This is a genomic window from Novosphingobium lindaniclasticum LE124, from assembly GCF_000445125.1.
Taxonomy (GTDB): domain Bacteria; phylum Pseudomonadota; class Alphaproteobacteria; order Sphingomonadales; family Sphingomonadaceae; genus Novosphingobium; species Novosphingobium lindaniclasticum.
In genome coordinates, this window is the sequence record NZ_ATHL01000076.1 from 243259 (window position 1) to 260890 (window position 17632).

The 17632-nt window shown below is 64.9% G+C and carries 18 protein-coding genes; 15 read left to right on the top strand and 3 right to left on the bottom strand.

Features of this window, described 5'->3' with window-relative positions; translation table 11 throughout:
• Positions 1-200 precede the first annotated feature (200 nt).
• The 3 genes from L284_RS36260 to L284_RS36270 form a co-directional block, all read right to left on the bottom strand.
• Positions 201-1415: a CmpA/NrtA family ABC transporter substrate-binding protein gene (locus tag L284_RS36260; protein ID WP_021234237.1), complete on the bottom strand. Its 1215-nt coding sequence runs from the start codon at positions 1413-1415 to the stop codon at positions 201-203.
• Positions 1412-1993, bottom strand: a complete 582-nt coding sequence (locus L284_RS36265) for an ANTAR domain-containing response regulator (protein ID WP_021234238.1) — start codon at positions 1991-1993, stop codon at positions 1412-1414. Before L284_RS36265 ends, L284_RS36260 begins: the two co-directional genes overlap by 4 nt.
• Before the next feature lie 113 nt (positions 1994-2106).
• Entirely contained in the window at positions 2107-3255 is a 1149-nt protein-coding gene (locus L284_RS36270; protein ID WP_021234239.1) for a Gfo/Idh/MocA family protein, read from the bottom strand.
• 109 nt (positions 3256-3364) lie between these two features.
• Here L284_RS36270 and L284_RS36275 point away from each other — a divergent pair, with 109 nt between their 5' ends.
• From L284_RS36275 to L284_RS36340, 15 genes are all read left to right on the top strand, one after another.
• Positions 3365-3733 (top strand): c-type cytochrome, encoded by a 369-nt coding sequence (locus tag L284_RS36275; RefSeq protein WP_052018385.1) that lies wholly within the window; start codon positions 3365-3367, stop codon positions 3731-3733.
• Positions 3733-4809, top strand: a complete 1077-nt coding sequence (locus L284_RS36280; RefSeq protein ID WP_021234241.1) for a sugar phosphate isomerase/epimerase family protein — start codon at positions 3733-3735, stop codon at positions 4807-4809. The genes L284_RS36275 and L284_RS36280 overlap by 1 nt, the downstream gene beginning before the upstream one ends.
• A 65-nt stretch (positions 4810-4874) precedes the next feature.
• Positions 4875-6179, top strand: a complete 1305-nt coding sequence (locus L284_RS36285) for an MFS transporter (RefSeq protein ID WP_031342239.1) — start codon at positions 4875-4877, stop codon at positions 6177-6179.
• Positions 6176-7099 (top strand): hydroxypyruvate isomerase family protein, encoded by a 924-nt coding sequence (locus L284_RS36290; protein WP_021234243.1) that lies wholly within the window; start codon positions 6176-6178, stop codon positions 7097-7099. Before L284_RS36285 ends, L284_RS36290 begins: the two co-directional genes overlap by 4 nt.
• Positions 7100-7116: 17 nt before the next feature.
• Positions 7117-7944, top strand: a complete 828-nt coding sequence (locus L284_RS36295; protein WP_031342240.1) for a 3-keto-disaccharide hydrolase — start codon at positions 7117-7119, stop codon at positions 7942-7944.
• Entirely contained in the window at positions 7941-8510 is a 570-nt protein-coding gene (locus L284_RS36300) for a gluconate 2-dehydrogenase subunit 3 family protein (RefSeq protein WP_031342241.1), read from the top strand. The genes L284_RS36295 and L284_RS36300 overlap by 4 nt, the downstream gene beginning before the upstream one ends.
• Positions 8507-9352, top strand: coding sequence for a sugar phosphate isomerase/epimerase family protein (locus tag L284_RS36305; protein WP_021234246.1), 846 nt, complete (start codon positions 8507-8509; stop codon positions 9350-9352). Before L284_RS36300 ends, L284_RS36305 begins: the two co-directional genes overlap by 4 nt.
• A gap of 23 nt (positions 9353-9375) precedes the next feature.
• On the top strand, positions 9376-11058 hold the full coding sequence (locus tag L284_RS36310; protein WP_021234247.1) for a GMC family oxidoreductase: 1683 nt from the start codon (positions 9376-9378) through the stop codon (positions 11056-11058).
• A 35-nt stretch (positions 11059-11093) separates the two neighbouring features.
• Positions 11094-12134: a LacI family DNA-binding transcriptional regulator gene (locus L284_RS36315; protein ID WP_021234248.1), complete on the top strand. Its 1041-nt coding sequence runs from the start codon at positions 11094-11096 to the stop codon at positions 12132-12134.
• Positions 12135-12149: 15 nt separating this feature from the next.
• Positions 12150-12560, top strand: coding sequence for a Dabb family protein (locus L284_RS36320; protein WP_031342244.1), 411 nt, complete (start codon positions 12150-12152; stop codon positions 12558-12560).
• Positions 12561-12718: 158 nt separating this feature from the next.
• Complete coding sequence (locus L284_RS46875; protein WP_160172120.1) at positions 12719-13606, top strand: hemerythrin domain-containing protein; 888 nt, start codon at positions 12719-12721, stop codon at positions 13604-13606.
• Positions 13607-13725: 119 nt separating this feature from the next.
• Positions 13726-14577, top strand: coding sequence for an MBL fold metallo-hydrolase (locus L284_RS36325; RefSeq protein WP_021234251.1), 852 nt, complete (start codon positions 13726-13728; stop codon positions 14575-14577).
• Between the two features lie 88 nt (positions 14578-14665).
• A complete protein-coding gene (locus L284_RS36330) occupies positions 14666-15775 on the top strand; it encodes a patatin-like phospholipase family protein (RefSeq protein ID WP_021234252.1) in 1110 nt (369 codons plus the stop codon).
• 88 nt (positions 15776-15863) lie between these two features.
• Entirely contained in the window at positions 15864-16610 is a 747-nt protein-coding gene (locus L284_RS36335; protein WP_021234253.1) for an SDR family oxidoreductase, read from the top strand.
• A gap of 4 nt (positions 16611-16614) precedes the next feature.
• Positions 16615-17613 carry a lactonase family protein gene (locus L284_RS36340; protein ID WP_021234254.1) on the top strand — a complete coding sequence of 333 codons (999 nt, stop codon included), beginning with the start codon at positions 16615-16617 and terminating at the stop codon, positions 17611-17613.
• Positions 17614-17632: the final 19 nt, after the last annotated feature.

The following is a 17632-nucleotide window of genomic DNA, read 5'->3' on the forward strand; positions in this document are numbered from 1 at the left end:
CGTCACCCCTTGGGCAAGCTCGGTCAGCGGCTTTGCTGCGAATATCGGTGAGGATGGCGCTCCGCCTTTGGAGCAGCGCATCCGGTGATCACGCGTCTTCGCGTGATGCCTCTATCATCATGCGAATCGCATCATGTTGCAAGGCACAAAATTCTCCGGCCGGAGATCGCCGCCATTTTTCGAGCGACAGCGCATGGTTTTCAGCGCTTTCGCGCAAATCCGGCGAGGTAGTCATCGATGCGCTCGGGATCGAACACGCGGCCGTCGAAGAACCTGTCCGGCCCCAGGGTGAGATCGCCTTTGCGTGACCCGACGGGAAGCGGAGACGCCACCGCGCCTTCGAGCTTCATACTGGCCCCCGGCATCGGCACGTCGCTGCCGGCCAGGGCGCGGCGGAACACGTCGGGGCGGAACACCGCGCCGGCCCTCGCCGCGTTTTCGGCCGTATGCTCGGCCATCCCCCAGCGCGTAAGCTGCGAATAGATCCAGAGCGCCTGGCTACGCCACGGGAACGGCGTTGCCTCGCGCGAGAACAGCAGGAAGTCCGGGTTGGAAATCGCCGGCTCACTGGCCTTGATCACCATCTGTCCGGTCAGGGCCCGGCGGATGAGATAGGCCGGTTGATCGACATACTGCGGCTGCGACAAGAGATCGGCCAGGACTTCATGGTTGCCCGGATCGTCGCACCATGCTGCAGATCGGACCAGCGCGCGCAGGAGGCTGTCGACGGTCTCGGGGTTCTCTTCCAACCAGTTCTCGCGGAAAGCGAGCACCTTTTCCACGCCGCGCTGCCAGATCCGCTCGCCCACGGCAACGGTTTCCGCGAGATCCGCTTCGACGGCGGCACTACCCCAGGGCTCACCGGCGATGAAGCCGTCGATTTCGCCCGCGTGGAGCGCCTCCACCGTGAGCGAAGGCGGCAGCACACGCAGCACGACATCGCGGTCGGGATCGACACCGGCGCTCGCCAGCCAGTAGCGCAGCATCAGCGCGTGGCTGGAAAACCGATGGACCACGCCGATCACCGGCTTGCGGCGCCATAGTCCGATGGCTGCCGCGAAGTCATGCGCGGTGCCCAGCGGATCGGCCAGGCGGCCTGCTGTTTCCGGCGCCAGCGCCGCTGCGAATTCCTTCGCCATGACCAGCATGTTGCCGTTGACGTTCAGCTTGTAGGGCGCGGCCAGAGCGGCGGGTTGCTGGCTGAGCCCCAGGGTCACCGCAACGGCGAGCGGCGCCAGCATATGCGCGGCCTGTACCTGTCCATAGACCAGTCGGTCGCGCAAGGTGGCCCAGCTCGTGGTGCGCAGAAGGTCCAGCGACAACCGTTCTTCCTCGGCAAAGCCGCGCTCCCGGGCGGCGGCCAGCACTGCCGCGTCGGTCAGCGGCAGGAAGGCGATGCGCAGCTTCGTCGTCATAATCCCCCTCCCAGCAATTCGCTGGCGGTAATCAAGGCCTGCGCCACATCCACGATCTTCTTGCCCTGGTTCATCGCGCTGGATCGCAGCAGTGAATAGGCTTCCTGCTCCGAGAGATTGCGCTGCGCCATCAGAATGGACTTGGCGCGATCGATGACCTTGCGATCGGAAAGTGCGCCGCGCGCCTCGTCCAGTTCCGCCTGTATGCGTGCGAAGGCATTGAAGCGCCGCACCGCCAGTTCGAGCACCGGCTTGACCCGCTCCTTGCGCAGTCCATCGACGACATAGGCGGAGACGCCCGCATCGATTGCGGCGCCGATCATCGCCTCGTCGGACTGGTCCACGAACATGGCGATCGGCCGAGCGAGGGCCCTGCTGACGGTGAGCATTTCCTCCAGCGTGTCGCGGCTGGGGCTACCCAGGTCCATCAGCACCACATCGGGCGCCATGCGCTCCAGCCGGGCGACGAACGCTCCGCGCGGCGGAACGATATGAATGTCGTCATATCCCGCTTCCCGCAGGCCCTCTTCGAGAACCGTCGCGCGCAGTCCACTGTCGTCGATGATGACGATTCTCATCGATATCCTTGCCCGTTATCTCCGCCGCACATCGCCGAGACGCCCCTCTACGTCAACGAGGGTTCGAGGCCGGAGGGATGATAGACCTGAAAACATCGTCGATATCGATGGCCTCAAGCGGGCGCGAGCGTCGTCCACTTCTTGTCCGATGCACTGTTGGCGATCACGCTTTCCACGAAGGCCATCGTCCGCAAGCCCGCATCCACGGAAGGAAACGCACTGTCGAGATCCGTTCCAGCAGAGTCCGAGATGCGCATGGCAAACGCGCGATAGAGGTTGGCGAAAGCTTCGATGTAACCTTCCGGGTGTCCCGAAGGCGTGCGCAGGAGCGAGAGGGTCGCCTCAGCCAGCCCCGGCCCGGCGGCGCGCACGATTTCGGTGGGACGATCGAGCCAGCGCAGAACGAGGCTGTTGGGCTCCATCTGCGACCATTCGAGTCCGCCCAACTCACCGTGGATGCGCAGTTTCAAGCCGTTCTCATCCCCGGCAGCCACCTGGCTCGCCTTGAGCGTTCCGCGGGCGCCGCCTTCGAGACGAAGCAGGACGCTGACATCGTCGTCGAGCCGGCGGCCGGGGACGTGAGTTGTCAGGTCGGCGCAGAGATCGCGCACCTGCAGGCCGGAAACATGTTCGGCGAGATGGAAGGCATGCGTGCCGATATCGCCGAGGCAGCCGCCAAGACCGGCACGAGCGGGATCGGTCCGCCATTCCGCCTGCTTGTTTCCTTCGCGATCGATCGGCCGACTAAGCCATCCCTGCGAGTATTCCACCTGGACGAGGCGGATCTTGCCGAAATCCCCCCGCGCAACGCGGACCCGGGCCTCTTCGACCAGCGGGTAGCCGCTATAGGTGAAGGCAAGCGCAAACTGCCGTCCCGATCGAGCCTGTGCCTCTGCGATCGAACGCGCCTCGTTCAGGTCGAGAGCCATCGGTTTTTCGCAGAAGACGTGAAAACCGGCGTCCAGCGCGGCGATGGCCATGGGGGCATGAAGGTGGTTCGGCGTGACGATGGCAACGGCATCGACCCGCTCTGCGGCAGGCAGCGCCGCCTCTGCCGCCAGCAAAGCCTCTAGCGAAGAATACCTCCGTTCAGGTGCTATCTCCAGCGCTTCACCCGAGCGCCGGTTGCGATCGGGATCGCTGCTGAACGCTCCGGCAACGAGCCGCCAATGTCCATCGAGCGCGGCCGCCGCGCGGTGGATGGCACCGATGAAGGCGCCCTCGCCCCCTCCGATCATGGCAAGACGCAGGGTGCGTGGCATTACCCTCTCCTCTTCTTTTCTGCGTGCGAAACCGTGCGCGAATTTCTGTCTTGCTCCCGTATGATTTACCGGTAAACGTAAGGCAATAACATATTGTGGAGAGTCGAGGATGCGCCTGACAGCAAGCCTCCGCCTGACAATGGCTGCAGCCGCAGCGATGGTCTTCGCTGCGCCCGCTCTGGCGCAGACGGCGCCGCCGGCATTCAACTCGTGCCGCGCCTGCCACAGCGTCGACAAGGGTGGAAAGAACGGCATCGGCCCCAATCTCAACGGCATCGTCGGCCGCGATGCGGCATCGATACCGGGATTCAATTACTCCTCGGCGCTCAAGAACGCCAAGCTGAGCTGGGATGATCGGAGCCTCGACACCTTCCTGGCGGCGCCCGCGAAGAAGGTGCCCGGCACGCGCATGCCGATCGGCACCCCCGATCCCGCCAAGCGCGCTGCGATCATCGCCTATCTGAAGACGCTGAAGTGATGACCGGCTCCGAAGCTGCCGGTCAGAAATCCATGCGCGGTCCGGCGGTCTTCCTGGCGCAGTTCATGGGTGATGCCGCGCCGTTCGACACCCTGGAACATGCTGCAAGCTGGATGGCCCGGGCCGGATACAAAGGCATCCAGCTGCCCAGCAACGATCCGCGCTGCATGGACTTGTCGCTCGCGGCGGAAAGTCAGGACTACTGCGACGAACTGGCGGGCCGCTGCCGCGAGGCAGGCGTCGAGATCACCGAGTTGTCCACCCATCTGCAGGGCCAGCTGATCGCGGTTCACCCCGCTTACGATACCGCTTTCGATGCCTTCGCGCCGGCCGAGCTGCGCGGCAAACCCGGTGAGCGGCAGGCCTGGGCGGTCGATCAACTCAAGCTCGCAGCCAAGGCGAGCCGGCGTCTGGGCTTGAACGCACACGCCACCTTTTCCGGAGCACTGGCCTGGCCTTTCGTCTATCCTTGGCCGCAGCGGCCTGGAGGACTTGTGGAAGAAGCCTTTGCGGAACTGGGTCGTCGCTGGCGCCCGATCCTGGACGCCTTCGACCAGGAGGGCATCGATCTGTGCTACGAACTGCACCCCGGCGAAGATCTGCACGACGGGTTGACCTTCGAACGGTTCCTTGATGCGGTGGGCGGTCATCGCCGCGCCAACATCCTGTACGATCCCAGCCATTTCGTCCTGCAGGCGATGGACTACCTTCAGTTCATCGACATCTATCACGAGCGCATCAAGATGTTCCACGTCAAGGACGCGGAGTTCAACCCGACCGGGCGCGCAGGCGTCTATGGCGGTTATGCCGACTGGATCGATCGTCCGGGTCGGTTCCGTTCGCTGGGAGACGGCCAGGTCGATTTCACCGGGATCTTTTCGCGCCTCACGCAGTACGGCTACCAGGGCTGGGCCGTCCTCGAATGGGAATGCTGCCTGAAGCACCCGGAAGACGGGGCGCGCGAAGGCGCTCCCTTCATCGAAGCGCACATGATCCGCCGGCCGGAACGCGCGTTCGACGATTTCGCGGGAGGCGGCAATCCCGCCGACAACCGCCGCTGGTTGGGACTGACCTGAGGGCGGAACGAGCAAGAGCCCCGATAAAAACGTCAAACCGGGGTAAAACGGGAAGAGGAGCGGGCATGACGGGGATTAACCGGCAAAGGCTATTCTGGTTGAGCGTCCTGGCGCTCTTCACGGCTTCGATGAGCGCATCCCTGCGCGCCGCCGTGGCAAGCAGCCTGAAGGCGGAGTGGATCGATCCCATCGCGCCGATCGCGGCTGGCGAAATGATCGGCGCAGCGCTGGGTTCCGCTTTCCTCGGCTTCTCGATCACCGTCTTCGTCGTCAGCGCGGTGCTGGACCGAATCGGCATCAGCCGCGTTCTGATCGGCTGCGGCGTGGCGTTCCTGACCGGCACGATGCTGATCGTCAGTGCCGGTGCCCTCGCAAGTGGGGCGACCATCTACCATCTGGTCTGGCTGGGCATGTTGCTGAGCGGCATCGGCTGGGGCTTCGCGGAAGCTGCGATCAACCCGCTGACTGCGCGGCTCTATCCCGAAGATACGACGCATCGCCTGAATGTGCTCCATGCCTGGTATCCGGGCGGGCTGATCGTGGGCGGCCTGGCCGGCGTGTTTCTCGCGCCGCTGCTGCCCTGGCAGGCGATCATGGCGCTGGTGTTCCTGCCCGCCATCGGTGTCGTGCTAATCGGCGCGACCACCCGTTTCCCCCCCACGCCCGCTACGGCAGGCGACAGGGCGATGAAGGACATGATGCTGGAAGTGGTGCGCCGCCCCAGCTTTCTCGTGTGGTTCGGGGCCATGTTCCTCACCGCCTCGTCGGAACTGGCGCCGGGTCAATGGATCGACGTAGCGCTCAGCAACCGGGTCGGGATGCGTGGAATTCTGCTGCTGGTCTACGTCAGCGCGTTGATGTTCGTGTTCCGCCACTTTGCGGGACGGATCGCCGGGCGCCTCTCGAATCCGGGGTTGCTCTGGGTATCGAGCCTGCTAGCGGCAGTCGGGCTATTCCTGCTGTCGCAGGCGCAGTCGCCGGTCTCCGCGATCCTGGCCTCGACGGTCTGGGGCCTCGGGGTCTGCGCCATGTGGCCGACGATGCTGGCTTCGGTTGCGGAGCGTTATCCGCGGGGCGATTCCTGGGCGCTGGGGCTGGTCGGATCCGCGGGCGCGCTTGCCAGCTTCTTCGTGCTTCCGCGCCTCGGCGAAATGTTCGACCAGGCGAAAGTGGAGATTGCTGGCGGGCCGGAAGCCTTCACTCGCCTGAGCGGCGCCGCGCTGCGCGCCGTGGAAGACGCCGCGGCTTCGCAATCGTTCGCCCGGTTGACGTTCGTGCCGCTGACGCTGCTTGTGGTGTTCGGCGCGATCTGGCTGGTCGAACGGCGCTCAGGCCGCCGATCGGGCCGCATTGCGGAAGGCGTGGCATGAGCCTGACAAGACGCTCCGTGCTCGCCACCGGCCTTGCTGCCGCTGCCCCCTCGAACTTATCCGCCGCTCCCGGCTGGGGCGCGAGCGGAAGCTCGAATGCCGCCCATTTCTCCCTCGCCTACGCGCCGCACGAAGGCAGCTTCGCCAGTCGCGGCGGGCTGCTCGAACAGATCGCCTTCGCCGCCGACCAGGGTTTCCGCGCCTGGGAGGACAACGAGGCGCGCAAGCGCTCTATCCAGGAGCAGGAGGCCATGGCCCGCGCCCTGTTACAGCGTGGAATGACGATGGGCGTCTTTGTCGCCAGCATGCCGAAATGGGCGGAGTTCCGGCCCGTTCTGGGCAGCGACGACGATGCCGACCGGGAGGCCTTCCTGACCGATATCCGCACTTCGATCGAGGTGGCCAAGCGGCTGAATGCAAAGCACATGACGGTCGTCACCGGCTTCATGGACCGCAAGGTGCCGGAAGAGATCCAGACCGGCCGCATCATCGACTGCCTGCGCCGCGCCGGGGAGATCGTGGCGCCGCATGGTCTTGCGCTGGTGATGGAGCCGCTCAACACCCGGACCAACCACCCCGGCGTGTTCATGCACTCGATCGCCCAGGGCTACGCCGTCGCGCGCGGCGCTGACAGCCCGGGCGTGAAGATCCTGGCCGACCTCTACCACGAGCAGATCCAGTCCGGGAACCTGATCCCGACGATGGAGGCGTGTTGGGCGGAAATCGGCTACATCCAGTTCGGTGACAATCCCGGCCGCAAGGAGCCGGGCACGGGCGAAATCAACTACGCCAACGTCGTGCGCTGGCTGCGCGCCCGCAGCTATGCCGGAGTGATCGGCATGGAGCACGGCAACACGCTGGCCGGGCGCGAGGGCGAGGCGCGTTTGATCGCCGCCTATCGGGCTATCGACAGAGCATAGAAAAAGGGAGCGAGAGGATGAAGTACATCCCTGTCGGCATGCTGTTGGCGAGCGGCATCGTCGGCTGCGCGCTGCTTGAGGCGCAGGACAAGCCGGGCTTCACGGACACGCCGATGCTGCCCGGCGGCAAATGGCACGTCCATGACCCGGACCGCCCGGCACCTCGGGTCATTACCCCCGCTTCCGCTCCGGGCGGCGCGCCCTCGGATGCGGTCGTGCTGTTTTCCGGCACCTCGCTCGACGCCTGGCGCGGCGAGCGTGGTCCGTGGACGGTCGAGAACGGCGTGATGACCATCCCGCCCCGTGCACAGAGCGGCGGCGAGAACAACCTGATCTCGAAGCAGGAGTTCGGCGACGTCCAGCTCCATCTCGAATTCCGCTCCCCTAATCCGCCACGAAAGACGTCGCAGGACCGGGGCAACAGCGGCATCTGGTTCATGCAGCGCTACGAGGTCCAGATCCTCGACAGCTACGAGAACCCCACTTACGCCGATGGAACCGTGGGTGCGGTTTATGCGTGGAAACCCCCGCTGGCGAACCCCTCGCGGCCGCCGGGGGAGTGGCAGAGCTATGACATCGTGTTCGAACGGCCCCGCTTCGATGCGAAGGGCGGCCTGGTCCGTCCGGCCTACGTCACGGTGCTGCTGAACGGCGTGCTGGTGCAGAACCATCAGGCGATGCTGGGTACGACGGCCTGGCGCAAGGTCGCACAGTATCAGGCGCACGGCGACAAGGCGCCGATCCAGTTGCAGGATCACGACTCGCCCGTGTCCTTCCGCAACATCTGGGTCCGGCCCTTGTCGGAAGACGCCATCGCACAGGATCTGGACGGGGGAGAACGCTGATGGATCGCAGAAACGCGCTTGCAGGCATGGTCGCCCTGTTCGGCGCCCAGGTATTCGCACCGATCGCCCGCGCAGCCGGACTCGCGCCCGGAGCCGCCATTCCGGCCATCGATCAGGGGGTCCCCAGCCTCCAGGTGTTCACGCCCGACCAGCGCGCGCTGATGACGGTCCTGTGCGAACGGATCATTCCGACGACGGATACGCCGGGCGCCATCGCCGCAGGCGTCCCGACCTACGTCGAGAAATTGCTCGCCGATTGGGCCTTGGCCGAGGATCGCGTGCCGATCCTGTCCGGCCTGGCCGAAATCGATGCGCGCAGTCGGCAGGACTACAAAGTGCCCGCCGTCCTGGCCAGACCCGAGCAGCAGGACGCCCTGCTGACCCTGGCGATGAACGACGAGCTTCCAGACGGAGAAGAGTTCTTCAAGGCGTTCCGGCAGATGGTCGTGGTCGGTTACTACACGTCCGAGATCGGCATCACGCAGGAGCGCGAATACCTCCCCGTGCCGGGCGAGTACAACGGCGCCTTCCCTTATTCCCAGGTCAACAAGGTCTATTCGGCATGATCGTAAATCGTCGTTCCCTGATGCTGGGCGCCGGCGGCGCCGCCGCACTCGCGGCGCAGCCCTTCCTCGCCGGCCTCTCCCGCGCTGCGCAGATCCGCAGTGTCGGCCTGCAACTCTACACGGTGCGTGAACTCTTCACCGCCGACCCGGTCGCCACGCTCGAGAAAGTGGCCCAGATCGGCTACCGCGAAGTCGAGTACGGTGGCGGCGGCTACGACACCATGGACCATGCCCTGCTGCGCAAGACCATGGATCGCCTCGGCCTGAAAGCGCCTTCCATCCATGTCGGCTACGACGCGCTGCTGGACAAGTTCGACGCCAGCGTGGCGATGGCGAAGACTTTGGGCGCCGAGACGATCGTGCTCCCCTATATGGTCGACAAGCATCGGAATGCAGCGGCCTGGGACGCGGCGTTGGTCAATATCAACCGCGTCGGCGAGCAGTTGAAGGCGGCCGGGCTCGGCTTCGCCTATCATAATCACGACTTCGAGTTCACGGTAAAACCGGACGGCGTGAGCTTGTTCGACCGTCTGGTGAAAGCCTGCAACCCTGCGCTCGTTAAGATCGAACTCGATCTCTACTGGGCCATCTATGCCGGGCAGGACCCCCAGGCGCTGATCCGCAGCCTGGCGGGACGCATCTACGCCTATCACGTCAAAGATATGCGCACAGATCGCAGGATGACATCGGTAGGTACCGGTACGATCGACTTCGCGTCGATCTTCAAATTCAACGGCCTGGCCGGAGCGCGGCACTTCTACGTCGAGAACGACCAGTCGCCCGCGCCATACCTGCCGGATATCACCAGGAGCTTCGAGACGCTCAGCACCCTGCGCTTCTGACCATCGAACGGGAGAGGAACACCATGGCTTCCACAGACAGGTTCGATGCGATCGTCATCGGCTCGGGCATCAGCGGCGGCTGGGCCGCGAAGGAATTGACCGAAAAGGGACTGCGCGTATTGATGCTCGACCGCGGCCATATGGTCGAACATGGCGAGGGCTACACCTACGACGGCAAGCCCGCTTATGAAGTGCCTGCCCGCAACATCATGCCGGACGGGCTCAAGGAAAGCGACTACTTCATCGCTCAGCATGGCTATGTCGCCCCCAGCAACCAGGCCTTCTACAACAACGACCGGCTCAATCCCTACGATTACGAGGGCGGCAGCAAGTTCTACTGGATCCGCCCGGCGGCGGTCGGCGGCAAGTCGCTGATCTGGGGCCGCTGGAGCTTCCGCTGGAGCGCGGCCGATTTCGAGGCCAACAAGCGCGACGGCATCGGCGGGCACTGGCCGATCGGCTACGACGATCTCGTCCCCTGGTACAGCTATGTCGAGAAGTACATCGGCGTATCCGGATCGCGCGAGAACCTGGACTATCTGCCGGACAGCGAATTCCAGCCGCCGATGCCGATGAACGTCGCCGAAAAATGGATGAAGGCTCGGCTGGAAACCGCCTTTCCCGGCCGCAAGATGATCCATGCGCGGCTGTCCAACATGACAGAGGACAAACCCGACCAGAACCGCTCCAAATGCCAGATGCGCAACCAATGCGCCAACGGCTGCTCCTTCGGTGCCTATTTCTCGACGCAGGCGGTCACCCTGCCGGCGGCGCGCGCGACCGGGCGCCTGACGCTGCGTAGCGATGCCGTCGTCACAAATCTCGAATACGATCGGGACGCGAAGAAGGTCACCGGCGTCCGCTTCGTCGATGCCAGGACCGGGCAGGCCGAAGTCGTGCGTGCGAAAGTGGTCTTCCTGAATGCGTCGACGATGGCCTCGGTGCAGATACTGATGAACTCGCGCGCCGAGGGCAGCGCGCGCAGCCATTTCGACAGCAGCGGCACGTTGGGCCGCTATGTGATGGACCATATCTTCCGCGTCGGCGTGAAGGGCGACATCCCCGGCATGGAGGAATTCATCGAATATGGCCGACGACCCGGCTCCATCTACGTGCCGCGCTTCCGCAACAACGGCAGGAACGAAGACCTCGGCTTCCGGCGGGGCTACGGGTACCAGGGCGGTGCCTACCGCGAACCGTCGAAGCCGGTCGGTTTCGGCGCGTCGATGAAGGAAGGCATGCGCCGCTATAGCGGCTGGAAGTTCCAGATGGGCGCTTTCGGCGAATGCCTGCCTTACGAAGACAATCATGTCGCGCTGAACCCGAACAAGGCCGACCGCTTCGGAATGCCGCTGATGCAGTTCAACGTGACCTTCCGGGACAACGAACTGCGCATGATGGCCGACGCGCGCGAGCAAGGCGAAAAGATGCTGCGCGCGGCCGGGCTCAAGAACGTCCAGAGCAAAGTGCGGGAGCATGTGCCGGGCGACGCCATTCATGAGATGGGCGGCGCGCGCATGGGTGACGATCCGCGCGCATCGGTGCTCAACAAGTGGAACCAGGCCCATGACGCGTCCAACCTCTTCGTCACCGACGGCGCGCAGATGGCCTCGATATCCTGCGTCAATCCCTCGCTGACCTTCATGGCCTTGACGGCGCGCGCGGTCGATCACGCCGTCGATGGATTGAAGTCCGGCGCGATCTGACACAGAGCGCGCTTCCACGATATGGAGGCAGAAGGGTGGCGAGACGAACCGAAAGCGGCGTGACGATCCGCGCAGTCGCGCAGCGCGCGGGCGTTTCGGCCATGACCGTGTCCAACGTCCTCAACCGAGCGGGCCGGGTCAGCGCGGCGACGGAAGCGACCGTCCAGGCGGCGATAGCGGAACTCGGTTACGTCCCCAACCTGGCCGCGCGGCGCCTCGCTAAATCCCGCGCCACGACAGTAGGCCTGCTTTACAGCAATCGGCGCACGCCGTTCCTCGATGCCGTGCTTGTGGGCGCTTTGCGGGCGACCAACGCGCACGGCCTGCAGCTTATCCTGCGCGACGGAGACGGTGTCAGCCGCAGGGAAGCCGAAGGGCTGGCGCAGGATCTCGTCCGCTCGGGCGCTGATGCCCTGCTGCTCATCCCGCCGTTCGCCGAACAGCTGGACGGGTCGGACAGCCTGCGGGCCTTGGGCGTGCCCCTGGCCGCCATCGCCACCGGCACCGCCATGGACGAGATTACCACCGTCCGGATAGACAACCGGACGGCCATGCAAGGCATCACCCGGGACGTTGTCGCCAAGGGCCATCGCCGCATCGCCTATGTCGCGGGTCCGGCGCACTACAGCGTCGTGGCGGCGCGGCTTGAAGGATTCCGCGCGGCCCTTGAGGATGCTGGAGTGCCTGAAGATCTCGAGCTGATCTACCAGACCGGCGAGTTCGACTACGATACCGGCAGGCAAGCCGCACGAGTGCTTCTCTCCCGAAGCGACCCGCCCACGGCCATCATCTGCAGCAGCGACGATCTCGCCGCCGGGGTCGTCGCAGAGGCCATCGACCGCGGCCTGCAATTGCCTGGCGATCTCTCGGTCACCGGTTTCGACGATACCATTCTGGCCTCGCGCCTGTCGCCCGCGCTCACCGTCGTAAGCCAACCGGTGGAGGAGATGGCCTTCCGCGCCGCCCGCTGCCTGATCGCCGCGCTGGACGGCAACGGTTTCATCGCAAGCGACCAAATTCTCGATCACGCCATCGTCCGCCGCGCGTCGGTCGCGCGGCCGGCAAAGTCAACATAGAGGAACGGCTGCACCATGGAAGCAAGCAGACGGGAATTGGCGACCTTGATCGCACTGGGAAGCACTGTCGCAGCCTTCCCGGCCGCCGCCGCCGAAATCATCGCCAGTAAGCCCAAGCTGGTCCATCATGTCTTCTTCTGGCTGAAAAATCCCGGCTCGCAGGCAGACCGCGGGAAACTGATCGCAGGGCTTCGCCTGTTGCGAGGCATTCCCGTGATCAGGAAGCTGGAGATCGGCATCCCGGCACCCACGGAACGCCGGGATGTCGTCGATGCCAGTTACGACGTGTCCGAGCTGATGTTCTTCGACAATGCGGCGGATCAGAAGATCTACCAGGATCATCCGATCCACCAGCACTTCGTCACGTCGTGCGCAGATCTATGGGACAAAGTGGTGGTCTACGACATGGCGATCGTCCCGGAATAGAGACAGCCGCCCGTTCGGGCCGATCGGCACACCTGATCTCGATCAACATCGGAAACTTCGCGCGCCGCTGCACGCTTGAAACAGGCATGGCACCGCTTGAGTGCACGGACACCCGCTGAGGGTCAGGCTGACCGAAGCGCATGAAGTCGGAGATCTCGATGTCCTTTCTCGACAGGATAGCAGCGACGCTGGCCCCGGCCGCTTCGGACGAAGCGAGGGCGCAAGCCCGGCGCGACGTGCAGGCTCTTGCGTCCTCGGAACGCTGGCTCGCCCCGATCGTCGATCAGCACAAGCAGATCGAAAGCCTCGTTCTGGAAGCCATCAACGCGAATACGCCCGACGCACGGATCTCCGGAATGCGTGAACTCGCGGCCGTACTCACGGCGCATTCGATGGCGGAGGAAGCGGTGATCTACCCGGACATCTCCGAGTACGACAGCAAGACCCATGCCGCCATGGCCTATGAAGAACACGCCATGACGAAAGTGCAACTGGCCAAGCTCGAGAAGATCGAGCCGATGAGCGAGGAGTGGCAGGAGAAGCTGCGCCACATCGAAAGCGCGCTCCAGCAGCACATGTACCAGGAAGAGAACAGCTGGCTCCCGGCCCTGGCAGCGGATCTCCCTGATGCTGAGAAAGATCGCATCGGCGCCCGTTATACCGAGGAGTACGGCCGGTACCGCAGCGGCGCGGAACGATCGCCGCCTTCGGCGCAGTCTACATCGCACGCAGGAGCAATCGGCATGGACAAGACCGGCCTACCCGAGAACGCCCACCCGACACAGGCAATGCCCCACGACGGGAGGCCGGGCGCGCCGGACGGCGTCAACACGCAGGCCCAGTTCAACGCGACCGACGGCAGCGATGCGGGGGCGCCTTACCCGAACCCGCATACCGGCAAGTCGGATGCAGAGCGCGAGGACATGGGCAATACGGTGATGGGACATGGCGGCCAGTCGACCATCGGCTACCATGGAAGCGGACGCCTGGGCGACCGGAAGCTGAAGCCCGAGGGTAACCCCAACTCGGGATCAAGCGGCGATTGATCGACGGGTTTTTTCATACGTCCGGTGGCCGTCGTTGGCCATCGGGCGACGAAGACCCGTCACCTCGCAAACCGATCCTGTGTCGGATGATCTCCCCCGCTGGACCAGGCTGAGCGAACATGCGCATTCATCATCTCAATTGCGGCACCGATTGCCCGCTTGGCGGACGGCTGTTCGACGGTCGCAGCAAGGGTCTGACCGGCAAGCTGGTCTGCCATTGCCTGCTTCTCGAAACGGATCGCCACGGGCTTGTCCTCATCGACACGGGCTACGGTCTGCGTGACGTTCGGCACCCTCATCGGCGTCCGCATCCCAGGATTACGCGGGTCATGCGCACGATGCTGAACATCCAACTGCGCGAGGAAGACACCGCGCTGCGCCAGATCGAGGCCTTGGGGTTTCGCGCGGAGGATGTCCGCCACATCGTGCTCACGCATCTCGACTTCGATCATGCTGGCGGTCTGGAAGACTTTCCCTCGGCTACCGTTCATCTGCTGGAACGGGAATGGTCCGCCGCCACCGGGCCACGCAGAGGTTTCGTCAGCCGCAACCGCTATCGGCCTTCCCAACTGGACGAAGTGCACGACTGGAGGCGCTACGGCGCTCAGGGAGAGCCATGGTTCGGCTTCAACGCCGTGCGCGATCTGGAGGGGCTTCCCCCCGAAATCCTGATGGTGCCCTTGCCGGGCCATACCTGGGGTCACGCCGGCATTGCCGTGGCGCGCGAGGACGGATGGCTGCTCCATGCGGGAGACGCGTACTTCTATCGCGGCGAGATGCGGGGCGCCGTGCGCCAGTGCCCCGGCGGGCTGCGCGGCTACCAAACCATGATGGAAGTCGATCGCGGCTTGCGCTTCGCCAATCAGGAACGCCTACGCCGGCTCTCGATCGAGCACGCCGGGAAGGTGCGCATCCTGTGCGCTCACGATGCGCAGGAGTTCGAACATGCGGCCATGGGAAACCTCCTGTGAGAGATACGGCGGCACGCAGCCGTTCCCTCCGCGTCTTCCGGCCGGGCGACCCGGCGACCGCCTCCGCCGATGCCGAAGGAAAGCCTGAATGACCGAGCCTGCCGGCACGCCGAACCATGCTGCCTTGACGGAAGCCGATTTCGACTTGGCACTGGTCCTGAGCGGCGGGAACGCGCTTGGCGCCTATCAGGCGGGCGCATACCAGGCGCTGCACGAAGCCGACTGGCTGCCCCACTGCATCGCAGGGGCGTCGGCGGGAGCGATCAACGGCGCTGTCATCTGCGGCAACGCGCCCGACGATCAGCTGGCGCAACTGCGCGCCTTGTGGACGCCCTCCCCGGCATTTCGTCCCGTCAGGGGCGGCTCAGCGGAAGATGCGAGGCGAAGCGCCGCAGCCCTGCTGACCCTGGCCGCCGGACGGCCCGGGCTGTTCGCGCCCCGAAGTCTCGGCTGGCCCTGGGACCCGCTCGGTCTTTTCGACCGCAACAGCCTCTACGATACCTCGCCGATGCGGCAAGAACTGGCGCGGCTGATCGATTTCGACCGCCTGAACGAAGGGGCCATGCGTTTCCTGGCGGCCGCCGTCGATGTCGCGACGGGAGAGGACGTGATCTTCGATACGCATCGTCATAGGATCGGGCCGGATCATCTGAGGGCAAGCGCTGCCCTGCTGCCGGCTTTTCCGCCGGTCGATATCGAAGGTCGGCTGCTGGCCGATGCGGGAATTTCCGCCAACCTGCCGCTGGACTTCGTCCTGTCCGAACCCCGGGAGCGGCCCTTGCTGTGCCTCGCGATCGATCTTCTTCCGCTGAAGGGTGCCCCGCCGACGACCATCGGAGCCTCGGTTTCGCGCATGCAGGATCTGATCTTCGCGACCCAAAGCCGCCGTGCCATCGCGGCCTGGCAGGCGATCCACGACGAACGGAAAGCGAGGGGCCAAGGCGCGCCAGTCACCTTGGTGCACGTCGCCTATTCCGATCAGGCCCGCGAGGTGAGCGGCAAGGCTTTCGATTTTTCCCCGGCCTCCGCAGCCGACCGCTGGCAAGCCGGGCTCGAAGACATCGGCCTCATCCTGGACGGCTTCGCTTCGGGGCATCTGCGCGTGAGGCAGGAGCCAGGTATGTCGGTCTACGCCCGGCCCGGCCCCGACACGGGTTTCGAAAAGACGCGGTTCGAACTCGCGCCGAAGATAGCCTGAACAGTGAGGACATGCTTCCTTCGTCACCGGATTACCGACACAGGTTTATCTGCTGGAACCCGGCATCAGCGCTTGGGGTTGGCCATTCATGGAACAGGATAAAACGCCCCATCTCCCCATCGCCGGCCGTCGTATACTCGTCACCGGCGGGACCACCGGCATCGGCCGAGCGACGGTTCTGTCGCTGGCCGCGCTCGGTGGGCGCGTCATGACTTTCGCACGCGATCGCGCGGCTCTCCGCGAGACGCTTGTCGAGGCGGGCCTGAGCGAAGACTGCGGCCTTGCCGCCGATGCGAGCGATCCCGAAGACCTGGAACGCGTCTTCGCGGCGGTGGATGAGCGTCTCGGCGGTATCGACGTTCTCGTCGCCTGTGCGGCCCTTGGTGCAGGGCCGCTTCACGAAATGGATGACGCCGACTGGCGCTATGTCGTCCAGACGAACCTGATGGGCTCGCTTGCCTCGGCCCGCGCCGCAATCCTGCGCATGCTGGCGCAAGGCGGCGGGCATATCGTGCTGCTCAGTTCGATCAGCCCGGACATCAAGGCTCCGGGCGAGAGCGTCTATGCCGCGACCAAGGCCGGCCTGGATGCCTTTGCGCTGACCTTGCGCAAGGAAGTGGGCGACAAGGGCATCCGCGTGTCAGTCATCCAGCCCGGCTCGGTGGGAAGCGATATGCAGCCTTGCTCCGTCGCGGAGCAACGCGAAGCCATCGCCAACGGCGAGATGCTTTTTGCGGAGGAGATCGCCGAAGCCATCGTGTTCGTACTGACACGCTCCGCCCGCTGTGACATCCCCATGCTGCGGATAGAACCGATCCGACAGAAGACGGCGTGACGCCGTGATCTGGATCGGGACCTATGCGGCAAAAGGCGGCGCCGGACTGGAAAGTCTGGCGAGCGCCAATGGATCGCTGTACCTCGGCCCTGCCGAAGCACGGATCGTCAATGCCTCGTTCGGCGTGTGGTCGGCCCAGCGCGGCATCGCCTATTTCGTCGATGAGCGCGATGAGGGCCGCATATCGGCGTGGGACCGCCAGAACGGCACGTGGATCGCTATGCGGGACACCGAGAGCGGCGGATCGGCGCCGTGTTACTTGTCCATTTCACCGGATGGTACGCGTCTGGCAGTGGCCAACTACGGCGATGGCACCCTGGCCCTGATCGACCTCGATCCCGAGACCGGCGCCAATATGACGATCCGCGACCGCTTCCAGCCCCGAGGACGCGGCCCCGATCCAGATCGCCAGGACGGGCCGCATGCGCACTGCGCCCTATTCGGGGAGGACGGCCGAGCCATCTACCACGTCGACCTCGGGCTCGACCGCGTCTTCCGGCACCGCCTTGATGGCCAGGAAATAGCGGATACGCAGATCGCGTTCGAAGCGCCTGCCGGATATGGACCCAGACATTTCCTCTTCCATCCGGACGGCGTCCACGCGCTCCTGCTATGCGAACTTGCCGCCGAGCTTCTCTTGCTGAGGCGGCAAGGCCCGGGCTTCCAACTGGTAGAGGCTGTGCCGACCGCGCCTGAGCCGGGCGCGGCGAAGAATCTCGGCGGCCACCTTGCAATCGATGCGTCAGGCGCCGTCTGGGTTTCCAATCGCGGTCATGACAGCCTGGTCGAGTTTCGTCTGGAGAACGGCCGTCTGGTCAGGCAGCGCTGGTTCGCAACCGGCTCGGCCTCCCCGCGGCACTTCCTCTTCGCTGGATCCGCCATCCTCATCGCGCACGAGGAAGGTGAGAACGTCACCCGACTGGACCTTTCCGGCAGAGCGGAAACATCGAGGCAGACCGTCACAGTCCCCGGCGCCGCGTTCCTGATCGACACGGCAACCTGATCCAGCCTCCCGAACGCGC

Excerpts from the sequence above, each read along its gene's own strand:
- L284_RS46875 (WP_160172120.1), top strand. The coding sequence starts at position 12,719 with ATGTCCTTTCTCGACAGGATAGCAGCGACGCTGGCCCCGGCCGCTTCG.
- L284_RS36275 (WP_052018385.1), top strand. The coding sequence starts at position 3,365 with ATGCGCCTGACAGCAAGCCTCCGCCTGACAATGGCTGCAGCCGCAGCG.
- L284_RS36330 (WP_021234252.1), top strand. The coding sequence starts at position 14,666 with ATGACCGAGCCTGCCGGCACGCCGAACCATGCTGCCTTGACGGAAGCC.
- L284_RS36335 (WP_021234253.1), top strand. The coding sequence starts at position 15,864 with ATGGAACAGGATAAAACGCCCCATCTCCCCATCGCCGGCCGTCGTATA.
- L284_RS36320 (WP_031342244.1), top strand. The coding sequence starts at position 12,150 with ATGGAAGCAAGCAGACGGGAATTGGCGACCTTGATCGCACTGGGAAGC.
- L284_RS36280 (WP_021234241.1), top strand. The coding sequence starts at position 3,733 with ATGACCGGCTCCGAAGCTGCCGGTCAGAAATCCATGCGCGGTCCGGCG.
- L284_RS36285 (WP_031342239.1), top strand. The coding sequence starts at position 4,875 with ATGACGGGGATTAACCGGCAAAGGCTATTCTGGTTGAGCGTCCTGGCG.
- L284_RS36325 (WP_021234251.1), top strand. The coding sequence starts at position 13,726 with ATGCGCATTCATCATCTCAATTGCGGCACCGATTGCCCGCTTGGCGGA.
- L284_RS36260 (WP_021234237.1), bottom strand. The coding sequence starts at position 1,415 with ATGACGACGAAGCTGCGCATCGCCTTCCTGCCGCTGACCGACGCGGCA.
- L284_RS36270 (WP_021234239.1), bottom strand. The coding sequence starts at position 3,255 with ATGCCACGCACCCTGCGTCTTGCCATGATCGGAGGGGGCGAGGGCGCC.
- L284_RS36265 (WP_021234238.1), bottom strand. The coding sequence starts at position 1,993 with ATGAGAATCGTCATCATCGACGACAGTGGACTGCGCGCGACGGTTCTC.
- L284_RS36305 (WP_021234246.1), top strand. The coding sequence starts at position 8,507 with ATGATCGTAAATCGTCGTTCCCTGATGCTGGGCGCCGGCGGCGCCGCC.
- L284_RS36290 (WP_021234243.1), top strand. The coding sequence starts at position 6,176 with ATGAGCCTGACAAGACGCTCCGTGCTCGCCACCGGCCTTGCTGCCGCT.
- L284_RS36295 (WP_031342240.1), top strand. The coding sequence starts at position 7,117 with ATGAAGTACATCCCTGTCGGCATGCTGTTGGCGAGCGGCATCGTCGGC.
- L284_RS36310 (WP_021234247.1), top strand. The coding sequence starts at position 9,376 with ATGGCTTCCACAGACAGGTTCGATGCGATCGTCATCGGCTCGGGCATC.